Below are 13,316 nucleotides of genomic sequence, written 5' to 3'. Positions count from 1 at the left end.
ATTCCGAATTACAGCAGAAAAGTCCCATAAGTGCAATTGGAAACAGGTTGGGATGGCACAACTATGTTGGCTAATCCAAATTCAGAAGCCCTTCACAATAAAAGATTCCTATTAAATGTTTTGAATATTATTGGAAAATCCCATAGCTATCAATAGTTTTCAGGATCACGACCAGTGCTGCAGTTTTTTTGTCTCTATCCTTGAACCGTAATGAACAAGTTCAATAACCTTAAGTTGGTACCGAGTATCAAAGGTGGATAGATGCCCTATATACTACCATAAGCCAAAAACATGCTGAATTTTTCCTGAATTTCGAATAGGTCAGTTCTAAGGATTATTAAATCAACATTTTGCTGATATGAAATCTTCAGTCTTGGCAGGCACTTCATATTTTTAACAAAGCCCAAATTACCTTCTCTGGGACTTCAACAGTATCATTACTTTAAATATTGTTTGAGGCTGAATCACCAATAGCATCCAATAGGAGTCGAAATAAACTCTAGAGTTCCATTTGTTTAGGGAAATCGACGTGAATATTCCCATTGAGTACCTTGATAATCTGGCTCTCGGTAAACTTGCTTTTTTTCATCTGTCATGACTTCCTCCCATTAGACCGGACAGTTTAGAAGTAGAGGGTTCCGGGCGAAAAAGTATTTAACTTTAAACAAGTATTTGCATATGAAACGATCAAAGTATTCAGAATCTAAGATTGTATTTGCGATTAAACAGGTAGAGACGGGTACTCGTCTCCAAGAGGTGTGCCGAAAGACGGGCATATCGGAGGCCACTTCCTATAACTGGAAGAAGAAATACGGTGGACTGGGCGTATCGGAACTTCGCAGGCTGAAGAACCTCGAGCAGGAGAACTCGCAGTTGAAGAAACTTGTGACCGACCTTAGTTTGGACAAACAGACTTGCTGGACGTACTGAAAAAAAGCTCTGAGACCGTCCCGAAAACGTGGGATGGTAGATAACATCAGGATGGAGTACAACATCTCCATCCAGCGTTGCTACAAGCTTATATTGTTGCATAAAACGTTTTTATTACAAGGCCAAGGGGCGCAGCGATGTACTGCTACGGATGCGCATGAAGGAGATTGCCGCAGTTCGGGTACGTTACGGTTTTTGGCGTATCCATATCCTTTTGAGAAGGGAAAGCTTTATGGATAACCATAAACTCATGTACAGGGTCTATTGCGAGGAAGGACTCAACTTTAGGTCAAAACGCCCTAAACCGAACCGTTCCGCTGCTCATAGGCAACCTACAGAAGGTAATGCCTCTAGTTTGAATGAATGTTGGAGTATAGATTTTGTAGGTGACCAACCCTATAACGGCAGACGGTTTAGAGTTGGTCACTATTGGAATTCAAACGCTCCAATGTCAATACTTTCCCCATTAATGGTTCTATCCTCAATGCCGTTTGGGTATTTAAATTGTTTATCAACAAGTGGTAGGGCTTCTGGTATTTCCATCCCATTATCCACAACTCTAGATTCGCTCATAGGGTGGTAGGACTTACCTGTTTCTGCAGTATTCATGTCAAAGTCAGTGTTCGAAATCTTCATGTTTTCTATAATTCCAAAATCCATTTCACCACATGGATTCTGATCGTCATCCGTTTTATACCATGCTGCTACCGATTCAGATATTAAGTTGTTGGAAAAATGGGATACGGATCCGTTGTATCTAAACATGCTTACTTCTGAATCTTCCGCTCCACCAGGGTTTTCGTAGAAAAAGATATTGTTAAAAGCGTATAATTTTTCATTACAAGTATTTAAGTCACAAAACATTTTGCGCCATGATTTTTCCTTATTTCCCTTGAGCACAAATGTGTTATTATAGCAGTATATGGTACCTTGTCTTAAGTCATCACTTGGTGTGCCATTATCGCCATCGCCCCCATAATGTAAAATACTGGCTGCCCCATCTTCACTTCCTTCAATCACATTACCTATAAAATAGGATACCCTAAATGATGGAAGGGTATGTATAAACCCATAACCGTTTTGGGACTCTACCAAATCCAGTTGCCTTGCGGCCGGTCCTACAAAACGATTGTACATAATCCTATCTCCTGCAGAACGGCTTTTGTAATTACCTCCTTTCGCTCCTTCCCTTATAGGGCCAAATTGATTTCCTATGGATGTTAATCCATCCACCTCGATATAAATATTATGATGCCTATCAATATCCTTGGTTCCATTATTTCTAATGATATTGCCATATAAATGAATATTTCTGGTCATTTCCATTTCACCGTTGGTCACAGCGAATATGCCATTTCCGTTATATTCAATTATGTTGTTTTGGATTTTAATGTTCTCTCCCATTTGAATTCTTATTCCTGCCGCACCTGCACTATAAGGAACCAGTTCACCCGAGACCATATCATAAAACTGCTGGCTGTCATCACTCAAATATTGATTGGCGCCAATAACTCGCAAATTTTTAATTTCAATATTCTTTGGCCACGTACCATAGGGCTGGCTATTGCTTTTGGTTATGGCAATAACTCCCAACGAAGCCACAATATTCTTCATATCTGTATTTCTGGACCGAGCATTTTTTCCACTTATCGTTGGTAAATTACCCTCGGCATCAGGAACACCGCAAATAATTATGGGCAATTCTTCTGTACCGCTTTGAGTCAAAAGGATTTTTTCATAATAAGGTTCTTCCCTAGCATGAATGGAAACTACATCTCCAGGTTGTAAATTTTCAAATGGAACATCTACAAGGTTTTGGTATTCTTTGTCCGGACCGACCTCATATTTTCTTGAGCCTTCTGCAGGATCACAAGAAGAGGAATAATTGAAATCTTCTACCGGAAGGGTTTGCATCTCTTGTTCTAAGGGAAATTTTTCAAAGTCATCTGAACAGTTCGTCAATAAAAATAATTGAACAATAAAGAAAAAATAACATCTTTTTGTTGTCATAATAAGTAGGGTTTATATTAAAAAATGATTTTGGGGTTTTAGTTCAAAAAATTGAAATGAACTATTTCTTTTGATCAAAAAAAAGAAAGATGGGTTCCAAAACTTGCATCGGGACAATCTTTATTGTTATTAAAAAACACTAAATGTCATAAGTCATTTTCCTTTGAATTCAATATTGCACTGGGGTAGATAAAAGATGAAAACCGACATATAAAAATTAAAAGTTTTATTCCAATTTTCCTGAACAAATACATAGATAGCAGCTATTATTTGACCTGTTTAATAATATTAAGAAAAACTGCTCTTTACGGATATTATTGCATTCAAGATATGTTTTTGCTTACATTCTTGATTCTGGGAATCATTACCTCACCCTCAAAAACCGGGTCTGGTTTTGGCAGATTCTCTTCGATTATACCCTTAAGAAAATCATCCTTATCTACATCATTGTCCGATTCTTGGTTGAACAGGGCCTGCATAATACCTGTGGTGGGAAGTGTCTGGTTCCTTTCAATGGCACTGATAATGGCACTGACCGCATCTGTGCTTTTTCGATTTTTGATTATCTCCTGCCCGATACTCTTTTCAAGTCTTTCCGATGGCAGAAACCCATGCCACTCAAAAAAGTCCTTGTGATACTTCAAACTTGGAAAAATTTGGAGAAAACCAATCCTTAAAGTACGCACATGGCTTAAAGGAGATTTTAGGAGAGTTGGCTAAGAACCTCGATCTGGGCAGGAGATATGTGGTGGTTAAGAATAAAATGCTTTTGCGGTTTAGGTACAAATCACATGTACTATTCTACTATATCAATCAAGATGGGATCTTCATTGTTAGGGTTTTAGGAGGTAGGATGGATTTTTCTAAACACCTAAAGTAAAGTTAAATAAAACGATTAGATCTTAAAATCCAAGATAGGATAATATATATTGTAATTTAGGCTTGCCCAAATTTTAAAAACTTAGAAGGGCATTCTTAATATGAATGAAGTATATATAAATACCTTAGGAACTTTTCTTCCCAACAAAGTTGTCTCTAACCATGAAATGGAAGCTTTTCTTGGAAAAATAAATGGGTCATCCAGTAGGGTAAAAGCTAAAATATTGGAGCAAAACGGGATTAAGAGCAGACACTACGCTTTGGACAAGGAACAGCAAAGCACACATACAAATGCGGAGATGGCCGCAAAAGCCGCTAGAATAGCCCTTCAACGAAGTTCCATTTTAGACGATGATATCGAGATAATATCTACAGGCACAACACAGGGAGACCTTCCAGTGCCCGGATTTGCAAGCATGGTGCATGCTGAACTTGGAATACCAAAATGTGAGCTCGCCAACTTTCAAAGTGTTTGTGGGAGTGGAATGATGGCCTTGAAAAACAGTTATTGTCAAATCAAATCCAATGAAAAACAAAATGCTCTTTGTATAGGAAGTGAATTTGCCAGTAGACTTTTCAAAGCTTCAAGATTTGAAGCCCAAGGGCAAAAAAGCCTTCCTTTTGATACCGAGTTTCTAAGGTGGATGCTGTCAGACGGTGCGGGCGCTATGGTCCTGGAAAACAGACCAAACAGTGATGGATTGTCCCTCAAAATCGAATGGATTGATATCAAATCACATGCCAATGACAATCCTCTGTGTATGTATGTTGGTGCAAATGGCAAATCTGAGGATGATATAACCGGTTGGCTGGACTATCCCGATTATGAATCGGCATCAAAAGCAGGCGCCATCAACTTAAAACAAAACGTGCGTTTGCTCCAAAGAGTTATTGAGGTCGGTGTAGCGCATTACTTCGAATTAATAGATCAAATGAAGATTGTTACAGAAGAAATAGATTGGCTTTGCTGTCATTATTCTTCAGAGTTTTTCAAAAAACCAATCAAGGAACTTCTAAAAAAGGGAGGCGCACATATACCGATGGAGAAATGGTTTAGCAATCTGACCGACAAAGGCAACACAGGTGCAGCTTCAATCTACATAATGTTGGAAGAACTTATGTATTCTGGAAAATTGAAAGTTGGCCAAACCATTCTTTGTATGGTTCCTGAAAGTGGAAGGTTCATAACATCCTTCATGAAATTGACTGTGGTTGGCAAAGAAAATAGAGGTTCGATCAAATATCCAATCAGAGAGGTTAAAGCACCAGAACTTGAAATCGTTCAGAACTCAACTTCAGAGTGGTTGGTAAGACGGTTAAGCCAAATATGGATTGATTTTGAAACCCAACTTCTCCAAGTACCGATAGTCACAAAAATTCATCATGGGACGTTGAGCCTTGACCATTACAAGCTGTTATTACTTGACTTAAGACAACAAGTGATTGATGGGTCTCAATGGATTTCCAGGGCCGCTTCAAATATCGATATTGACCTGTTTGAGCTGCGTTCCGCTTTCATCCGGCATACGGCAACAGAGCACAAAGACTATCAACTACTGGAAAAGAACTATGTTGCCTTAGGCGAACCTATAGAAAAAATCAAAACCAGCGAAAAGAATATTGGGAGTGTGGCCCTATCATCATTCATGTTTCAACAGGCCAGCAAACCCAATCCAATTGACCTCTTGGGTGCAATGTTCATTATTGAGGGAATAGGAAAGAGGTTGGCCGGTTACTGGGGCGAACTCATCCAAGATCAGCTTAACTTGGGTGATAATCAAGTGTCATTTTTTACCTATCATGGTGTTGCCGATGAGAATCATTTTCATAGACTCGAGGAGGCTTTGAACCATCCCCTAATGAATATGGACTTAGCCATGAAAATAGCCAAGACTGCCAAAACAACCGCTCTTCTTTACCATTTACAACTAAAAGAATTGGGAAATTACTAAATTGAGCATATGAGGAATGATTTTGATATTAAAAAGCACGACCAAAGAGATCCAAATCCTTGGCTTGCCATGTACCTAGATAGTAGTATCCCAATCAACAATAGTACAAAACAAGCATTAATGAGGGATAACAATAGTAGGTCTGCCCGATATCTTCTGCCGTTTGTTCAACTTTGGTCAAAAATCAGCATGTTCTTTATTCATGTCTTCAAATTTTTCTTTCCCAAGCTTTTCAACTCCTCCAACGCATTACATAAAATTCTAGCTTGGGGATTGAAGAACTTTGTTAGCCAAGATGCCAATTTGCTCATTTTTAGGCATTTCCATGCAGGTAGCGAAATTTTGGAGTTCATTGCAAAGAATGTGTCGGGGATAGAGGTAAAAACAAGTCCTCTTAAGCCCTATGATTTCAATGATGTGAAGGAAGATTTATTCCTCAAACATGACCTTAATCTCTACAATTTTGTGATAAACCTGAATAGCCAACTGAAAAGTAATGGGTTGAACATACAAAAACAGGATTCCCTCAATCTTGAGATGATTTCGGAAGATCAGTTCGGTCATATCGAATTTCCACGTCGTTGGACCAATGTACTCGATTTAAGGTCCGCTATTGAGTTGTTCACACCCTTCTACCAACTTTTTCTTACGGCAAACGATTTTGTCAGGGCTTCAAATTCACTTCAGTTAGATGAAACGGTTGCTATTTATACAACTCAAATCCTTGGTACACCTGGGCATTTAGGACTTGTGAACAACAAGCATCCCATGGTGCCAACGTCCACTTACACTGCAGCATATAGACTTGTTCTTCATGGACTTGCGACTGAGACATTGCACGAAATACTTGTCAATATAAAATTGGGAAGGTCTCAAGATGGAATCATGACACCTAGTGTTGCATGATTTTTAAAAAGACAATGAAACATGGTTTTAGTAGGAAGTTCAATTAAACGATATGATAAGAAATAGAACAAAGTTTCTCGTGGTTTTATTATTAATTCCATTGATCTCAATGGGACAGATTCCTGATGGGCAGTTTATTGATGCAGATAAATCTGCATCAAAAGTCGCAAAAATCAAACCTTTCATTCAAAAAGATATGGGATTTACCACACGCTGTACTTTCGGAATTACCCTTTTCTAATGATTGCCATGATTTAACGGATGAAGATAAAAAAAGTAGATGTTAGGAAAGAAATCTTAGAAAACTAATCTATAAAAAGCTTTGGCACCCCCTCCTTCATGTCCCCAGCCCCCGAGGGAGAATATCCGGTAACACTTACGTTTGCCGAAACACATCCCCCGGGACCAGAAACACAAAAAACAAACATGGTCCATAGGACCCCCATAAGGAAAAAGGCGCTGAACAACCTCACAACAGGCCCCATTAAAAAAGCTCCAATCATCTTATTAATGTTAATTCCGAATGAGTCAACATCAAATTTAAAAGCAAAACCAACATCATGGATGCCTCAAAAAGACCAATACATAAAACATTTGGACCAAAAAAAGCTCTAAGTAACGTTGAATGAAATAAATGCGATAAAAAACCCATAATACAACACATTTATTACAAATATTTTTTTTAAACAACCTAAGGCCCTATGTTTACTAGTAAAGACAGGGTTGCCTGCCTACAGGATTAACCCTTTTAAGAAAACCAGAGATTGAATAAAGAAAGCCTAAGGGCCGATAGTAGTTGTAACCGTACCCTTCTTACCCAAAAGGGGATTGGCCATTGGAACGCCCTGATTTCGATTGTGGAACAAAAGTAATTTACGTTGCAATCGCTTGAAAATATTACGCAGCAACATCAATTGTTGCTTCCCATAACAGAAAGGGAAGTCGATTTGGCCGGATTAAATCAGAATCCTGGATATTGATTGATTCATATGCGTAAGTTGTTTATACTTAGTTGGTTTTTAGTTAGTTAGAGTTAGTTTGAAAAGGGGGCGGAGATTTTTCCAATCCCTTTTTTTTCTGATTTAAAACAGTCAGCCAAGTGATAAATAAGTAGTACCCCTATGAAAAAAGCACTCATTATACTATTGATGTTTTCCTCCTGTGCCAGTGATCCAATGAACTTTCCAGATTTGGATATTGGCAAAATGGGCCTTGAACAAAAGGTGGTTGTTAAAAATATACAAGATGGGCTAGATTTCATTCAGGTCAATCTGTTCTAGAGTCCGCTTAACCTGAAATTGACATTTAGGGTTTTGTCATACTACCCTATAAGGATGTTTCCCTAATCCTCTCTAATAAATACGATCTCTCTTTTGAAAACTCTTTACATTTCGTCTTTATAAAAATGTCTAGAATATTACGGTTAAATAGTCTCAATACCTTTTCAAGACCTCACAACTCTTTACAAAATCCGCTTTGTGTAAAGAGTTTGTTTTCGGAGCATAACTCTTTTATGAAAGGTTTCCAAAGTGCTATTCACCACACCATAAATTGAAAATCGATCAAAAATAAATTTCAACTTCTTTTATCTCTACTCCCTTTATCAAAGGCTAGTAAATTAAATAACTGCCGCATCCGGGAACGTACCCTGTTGCCATAACGATCTTCCAATTCTTGGGCATTCAGGTTTGTGGTGGTATGGGTTTTTAGCTTGTGGCTTAAGAATAAATCATATCTGGAAAGTAAGACCTCTCCCAGAACATTGCAATCTTTTCCAAAATGTCTTCCTATGGGTTCCACGCCCAAATCATCAAAACAGAAAAATTGAGAATTGCCATATTCTTCGATGGTTTTGTATCCGATATGGTTAAAGGAAAACACAATGTTTCTACAGGGAATCACTTCATAGGGTCGTTGATGGGGAACCAGGTGTTTCATCAATTTCATCAAGCTGGTCTTGCCACAGCCTATGGGTCCGGAAAGTAATAGCCCCTTATCTATATCAATACCATATTGGGCACATCTTGTCCTATCGCCAATAAAGTACAGGCAAAGTTTATAGATGATTTCTTTGTCCTCTCGGTAAATCTTGAATTTTTTGCCAAACATGAGTTTTCCCTTGGCATCCAGATAGACCACCATCTTCTCAAAATCGTACAGGATCTGTTTACCTTGTAGTTTGCCCAATTGGTACTGGACAGCTCCCTCAACAATGATATGTGGTGCATGGTAATTCATAGGGGCTCACTGTAATCCTTCTCCTTGGTGGTCTTGAGGTTGTCCCGATATGGGACAGGTAAGCCATGTTTTCCTTCGTTTTCAAAATCCTGAAAACTTGAATTTTCAAAATTTATCAGTTTGTCATAGTTTTTATTGTTTTCTATAGTTTGTATATGTTTTATTATAGGTACCACTGCTTGTCCATTGCTTGTCCCGATATTGGTACGGTTTGGGTACAGCGCTTGTCCAGAACTTGTCCCAAAATCGAACATCTTGATACGGCTTCCCTTGAATGGATTATGGGAAGGGGTATACATTATATATTTCCAATGGCTAAGATCTTTGATACAGCGGTGGTAGGTGGATTTGGAGCCTATCTTGGAATACGCCATAACCTCTTCCCGATTGATATAGAATTCTTCCTTAAAGAAATTGTTGTTCCACAATTGGAACAAGGCCACATACAGACTGATATGGGTTGGGTTCAAACGGCTATCTTTTGAGAATTGTTCAAACACCCCGTTAAGATGTTTGATATAGTTGATATGCTCCAATGCTATTGTCTAAAGCCTGTTATAGATTTTGTTCTTTTCCAATACCTCCATAATTTCATTGTACTCATAGTACAATATCCCGCCCATTTTTGTATATCGTAATGTCCCATTAATGCGTAGATTCTGGAGTGTTCCTGGGGAGATACCCAAGAGTTCCCTGACCTCATTGGATTTGAGCCATTTTTTGTTGGCTTTTCCATCTTGGTCCTTTAGCAGTTGTTTGATGCCATCCAGCAGTTCCATTTTGAACTCCCTTAAATCTTCGGTGGTAATAATTGTTGCGCTCATTGTAAAACCTTTTTAAAAAAGCAAAGCCGCCATGGATTGTTCTTTTGAAGGCGACTTTGCCGTGATTTGACTTTCGTTGTACAAAACTGCATGGTATTTCCAAAGCTAACTCAATAGATATGGCAGAGATGGGAAAGGTTTATTAATCATTTTTATTGCCTTCTATTGTTTCAAATTGCAAAAGTGATGGGAAGCAAAGTCGAACATTTTCTCATAGAAATCACATATTTCCTAAAAACACCAAGATGGGTCCTAGGTGGGAATTATACACCCTACTCATCCAAAGATTCCATGCGTTGGTTGAGCATCTTTATAAGCCTATCCAAAAACTTTGTCCTGCTGTTCTTCCGAGATCTAATCTCGATAAAGGTATGGTAGTAGTTGCCTAGGTCAATATTATAAAAGTGCTCAAAATGGGAAGCCAGTTCCTTGATATCTGTGGTTCCACTATTAATCGAACCACTGGATTGGAGCGCATAGAGCAATTCTATCAAATCGGTCTTGCTCCCAGTCCAAAAGAGTTTAGAAGGTTTTTCCATAGGTGTGCTTTTGGGGCTTTCTATAGCAGTATTGTTTAGATTGTCCACCTCTCGTCGGAGGTACACTATCAACATGTCATAGGCCATGATGGTCGCCACCGTTCCATCATGGCAGGTTGAAAATTGTTCATCAATCAAAAAATGGAAGGATTCCAAGGGAAGTCTTAAATCACGCTTACCGCGGATAAAATACTGTTTGTCCAGAGACATTGCACCGCGTCTGTAGTAATTATAAAACTCCAGGTTATCATTGAAAAAAATCTGGAGTTTGCCTATTTGGTGTTGCAAATATTTTACCTGTGCGGATTCGTTGCCCCTAGGCCTTTTGCTTTCAATGTTAAAAAGCTTCACGTAATAGATCAGTTTACTAAAAATCTGAGGTTTGATATGTTTGAAGAAATAAATCTCATCTTCTTGAGATCCAAATGTTTTGTTGACAATCTCAGTCTGTAATTTCCTTATGGCCCTTTCAACCAAAACAATCCCCGATTCTGCCTTGAACAAAATATCCTCGCTTCCACTTTCCAGTGCATCCAATTGCGTCTCAAAACCCGAAAGCAATTTCTGATATTTCATTTCGAATCCTCTAAATCTTAACCTTCCATTGTTTCCAAAAGTTCCAATATATAATTGTCGTTGGTCTGTAGGTACGCAAATTTCTCTTCTACCAAGGCTCCCAATTTCTTTTTCTCAAAAGAGGCGGTCATTCCCAAATCAATTTTCTCCATCCCTAGTTCAATGGCCCTTTTAATGGTCAAGTATAACAATTGTCGATATATCGCATATTCCTCGAGTAAGGCATAATCCATCCCAACGAAGGCGGATACATATATAGAATTGGGGTTTCTATAGCACAACATGACCCCAATGGCCAAGTCAGGTTCTCCAATCGAAGCTATAAGAATGAACTCCCAGAAAGGATGTTGATTCATTTCCTCAAACAACTTCTTGGGAAATGTGAACGTATTTAATCCCAAATTCTGCTGATGAACCTGGCAATACAACTGCTCAATCTGGAATAATTCGGCCTCATTGCAGTTTGCACTAATTTTAACTTGTACTTTATCCAAATAAGGTTGGATATCCTTTCTATTATGTCTACGGTTTCTAGATGATAAACCTGCGACATAATTTTCTATATTTTTTATGGTATTTAAGCGTATGGTGCAGGAGTTGGGCATTTGTGCCCTTATGAAACCATGACCCTGTAATTCCTGGTGCCAGGGAGTATCCCGCCGAAAATCCCGCAACACGACCATCTTTGCGTTCAACTCAATTTCCAAATGCTCAACAATTCGGAAAAATAATCTCAAGGCCTCTTGAGAGCTTTTATGGTTTCCATTCCAATACAGATGGTTCCCTTGGGTGAACAAAGAGCCCATGGACAGTACCTTGGAAGTCATGTGATAGGGATCGGTTTTTCGTTCTTGCTCAATTCGTTTTGATACCTCCACTTTGGCCAGCATATCATCCTTCCATAAGCCACAGGTCAAAAAAGTGGCCAAAACAGGAATATCTTTATTATCCTTTATAAGGACATAGCGAAAATTCCAGTTGTGTTCTTTAGCGCTGTTTCCCATAAAGGAATCTTCCATGAACTTCAGACCATCCCAGTCGTATACACCATGATCGCCCATCAACGAGTTCCATAAGGCCTTTTCTACCTTTTTGATTGTGTTTCCCAGTTCCAATTGTAATCCCGATGAAGATAGTTCCCTATGATTTTCTTTATGTTTTAGTTTGAAGGCATGGAATACCCTTTGCCTGGTGGTCTGGGTATCCTCCAGTGCCTTGGGAAAATGATATTCCATGGCTTCCACCAACCCTTTGATTTCTTCTTTTTGATTATGACGTGATATCGTAATCCTCACCCCGGTATTTTTGACCGGTACGGCAGGAAATATGCCCAGATTTACATAGAACCCTTCCTGCATCAGGCGGTTGACAAAATTGTATCCCGTTTTGGGCATTCCGGTACCCAAATAGAACACAGGGGATTCATTGTGATCAATTAATGGCAATTTTGTCTGCTTCAATATTGTTTTGAAGTAATCGATTCGTTGTCTTAGTTCATTTTGAAGTCCATATATCTCAGGGGAAAGATGGATTTTAGCTGATGCTATGGCAGCGGCAACAGATGCCGGTTCCAACTGGGCTGAGAATGTCAAAGGTCCTCCAAAGGTTTTGATCCGCCTATGAAGTTCGATGTCAGAACACGCCAATACAGCTCCACTTGCTCCAAATGTCTTGCTAAGCGTACCAAAAAGCAGAACGTTGTCCGGCAATTCTCCCAATTTGCTGAGCACATATCCAGTTCCATGTTTTCCGACCCAGCTCATCCCATGGACATCATCAATATAAAATCTAAGTTGCGGATATTTCATTCCAAGGGCCATCAGCTCATCTATCGGGGCATAATCGCCATACATGGAGTAAATACCATCGGCCATATACCAAATGTATTTTTTGGAATGTATATACTTTCTCAATTTGTCCTCCAACATCTCCAAATTGTTATGACGAATCATTTCAATCGGTACGCTTCTTGTTTTCAACAATTTTGCAGCATTCTGGACACTCCAATGGACCTGATGATCCAAAATAATGACATCACTATCATCAACTGCACTGGGAATGGCTCCAAGATGCCCCAGGGTACTATTCTTGGTTATTATGATAGGGGTTTGGTACATCTCTGTGACCAATTCTTCCAATTCTTGGTACAAAGGATGGGAGATATAAGATTTGGACAGTGGGAATTGGGTGCCATATCGCTCAATAGCCCCTATGGCAGCCTCTTTTAACCTTGGATCTTGCTCCAATCCCAAATAACCCGTGGTGCCAAAATGAAACAAGTCCTTGTCATTTACATTAATTTTACGCCCTGAGAAGGTATTACCCCCTGCATGTAGGTGCAATACCCCTTCTTGTGTAGCGTCCGTAAAAACCTCGTGGACCGTGTTCAAAAAATTATGTTGTTTGATCTTTGCCATCATGCCGAATTTTAAAGTGAGCAAAAATGTAATGGCATTTGTAGG

13 protein-coding genes and 1 pseudogene are annotated in these 13,316 nt (G+C 39.0%); 7 read left to right on the top strand and 7 right to left on the bottom strand.

Annotated features, from left to right (window positions below):
• Positions 1 to 678 precede the first annotated feature (678 nt).
• A pseudogene (locus FGG15_RS18385) lies at positions 679 to 964 on the top strand (transposase); the annotation flags it as partial.
• Positions 964 to 1,170 carry a hypothetical protein gene (locus FGG15_RS18380; protein WP_138839085.1) on the top strand — a complete coding sequence of 69 codons (207 nt, stop codon included), beginning with the start codon at positions 964 to 966 and terminating at the stop codon, positions 1,168 to 1,170. The pseudogene FGG15_RS18385 and the gene FGG15_RS18380, both read left to right, overlap by 1 nt.
• A gap of 186 nt (positions 1,171 to 1,356) precedes the next feature.
• On the opposite strand, the gene FGG15_RS18375 is transcribed toward FGG15_RS18380, so the two are convergent.
• The gene (locus tag FGG15_RS18375) at positions 1,357 to 2,940 is read right to left on the bottom strand and encodes a right-handed parallel beta-helix repeat-containing protein (RefSeq protein WP_138839083.1); all 1,584 of its coding nucleotides are present in this window, start codon (positions 2,938 to 2,940) and stop codon (positions 1,357 to 1,359) included.
• A 323-nt stretch (positions 2,941 to 3,263) separates the two neighbouring features.
• A complete protein-coding gene (locus FGG15_RS18370; protein ID WP_138839081.1) occupies positions 3,264 to 3,584 on the bottom strand; it encodes a BfmA/BtgA family mobilization protein in 321 nt (106 codons plus the stop codon).
• On the opposite strand from FGG15_RS18370, the gene FGG15_RS20495 reads away from it, so the two are divergent.
• The 5 genes from FGG15_RS20495 to FGG15_RS20140 all read left to right on the top strand — a co-directional run bounded on the left by FGG15_RS20495 (position 3,539) and on the right by FGG15_RS20140 (position 7,957).
• The gene (locus tag FGG15_RS20495; protein ID WP_138839079.1) at positions 3,539 to 3,820 is read left to right on the top strand and encodes a type II toxin-antitoxin system RelE/ParE family toxin; all 282 of its coding nucleotides are present in this window, start codon (positions 3,539 to 3,541) and stop codon (positions 3,818 to 3,820) included. The two genes, FGG15_RS18370 and FGG15_RS20495, sit on opposite strands and share 46 nt — an antisense overlap.
• 166 nt (positions 3,821 to 3,986) lie before the next feature.
• The gene (locus FGG15_RS18360; protein WP_202619593.1) at positions 3,987 to 5,771 is read left to right on the top strand and encodes a beta-ketoacyl-ACP synthase III; all 1,785 of its coding nucleotides are present in this window, start codon (positions 3,987 to 3,989) and stop codon (positions 5,769 to 5,771) included.
• Between the two features lie 9 nt (positions 5,772 to 5,780).
• Positions 5,781 to 6,677 (top strand): DUF6999 family protein, encoded by an 897-nt coding sequence (locus tag FGG15_RS18355; RefSeq protein ID WP_138839075.1) that lies wholly within the window; start codon positions 5,781 to 5,783, stop codon positions 6,675 to 6,677.
• 52 nt (positions 6,678 to 6,729) lie between these two features.
• Complete coding sequence (locus FGG15_RS18350; RefSeq protein ID WP_138839073.1) at positions 6,730 to 6,918, top strand: hypothetical protein; 189 nt, start codon at positions 6,730 to 6,732, stop codon at positions 6,916 to 6,918.
• 880 nt (positions 6,919 to 7,798) lie between these two features.
• A complete protein-coding gene (locus FGG15_RS20140) occupies positions 7,799 to 7,957 on the top strand; it encodes a hypothetical protein (protein WP_161992007.1) in 159 nt (52 codons plus the stop codon).
• 295 nt (positions 7,958 to 8,252) lie between these two features.
• Here the strand turns inward: FGG15_RS20140 and FGG15_RS18345 are convergent, their stop codons facing one another.
• From FGG15_RS18345 to FGG15_RS18325, 5 genes are all read right to left on the bottom strand, one after another.
• On the bottom strand, positions 8,253 to 8,915 hold the full coding sequence (locus FGG15_RS18345) for an ATPase (RefSeq protein WP_138839071.1): 663 nt from the start codon (positions 8,913 to 8,915) through the stop codon (positions 8,253 to 8,255).
• The gene (locus FGG15_RS18340; protein ID WP_138839069.1) at positions 8,912 to 9,451 is read right to left on the bottom strand and encodes a hypothetical protein; all 540 of its coding nucleotides are present in this window, start codon (positions 9,449 to 9,451) and stop codon (positions 8,912 to 8,914) included. Before FGG15_RS18340 ends, FGG15_RS18345 begins: the two co-directional genes overlap by 4 nt.
• Positions 9,452 to 9,460: 9 nt before the next feature.
• Positions 9,461 to 9,739, bottom strand: coding sequence for a helix-turn-helix domain-containing protein (locus tag FGG15_RS18335; RefSeq protein WP_138839067.1), 279 nt, complete (start codon positions 9,737 to 9,739; stop codon positions 9,461 to 9,463).
• A gap of 272 nt (positions 9,740 to 10,011) precedes the next feature.
• Positions 10,012 to 10,854 carry an RteC domain-containing protein gene (locus tag FGG15_RS18330; RefSeq protein WP_138839065.1) on the bottom strand — a complete coding sequence of 281 codons (843 nt, stop codon included), beginning with the start codon at positions 10,852 to 10,854 and terminating at the stop codon, positions 10,012 to 10,014.
• Positions 10,855 to 10,871: 17 nt separating this feature from the next.
• A complete protein-coding gene (locus FGG15_RS18325; RefSeq protein ID WP_138839167.1) occupies positions 10,872 to 13,271 on the bottom strand; it encodes an aminotransferase class I/II-fold pyridoxal phosphate-dependent enzyme in 2,400 nt (799 codons plus the stop codon).
• Positions 13,272 to 13,316 lie beyond the last annotated feature (45 nt).

Source organism: Flagellimonas algicola (assembly GCF_005937185.1).
Taxonomy (GTDB): Bacteria; Bacteroidota; Bacteroidia; order Flavobacteriales; family Flavobacteriaceae; genus Flagellimonas; species Flagellimonas algicola.
The sequence above is the reverse complement of the archived record's forward strand: the minus strand, read 5'-3'. Positions and strand labels throughout refer to the sequence as shown.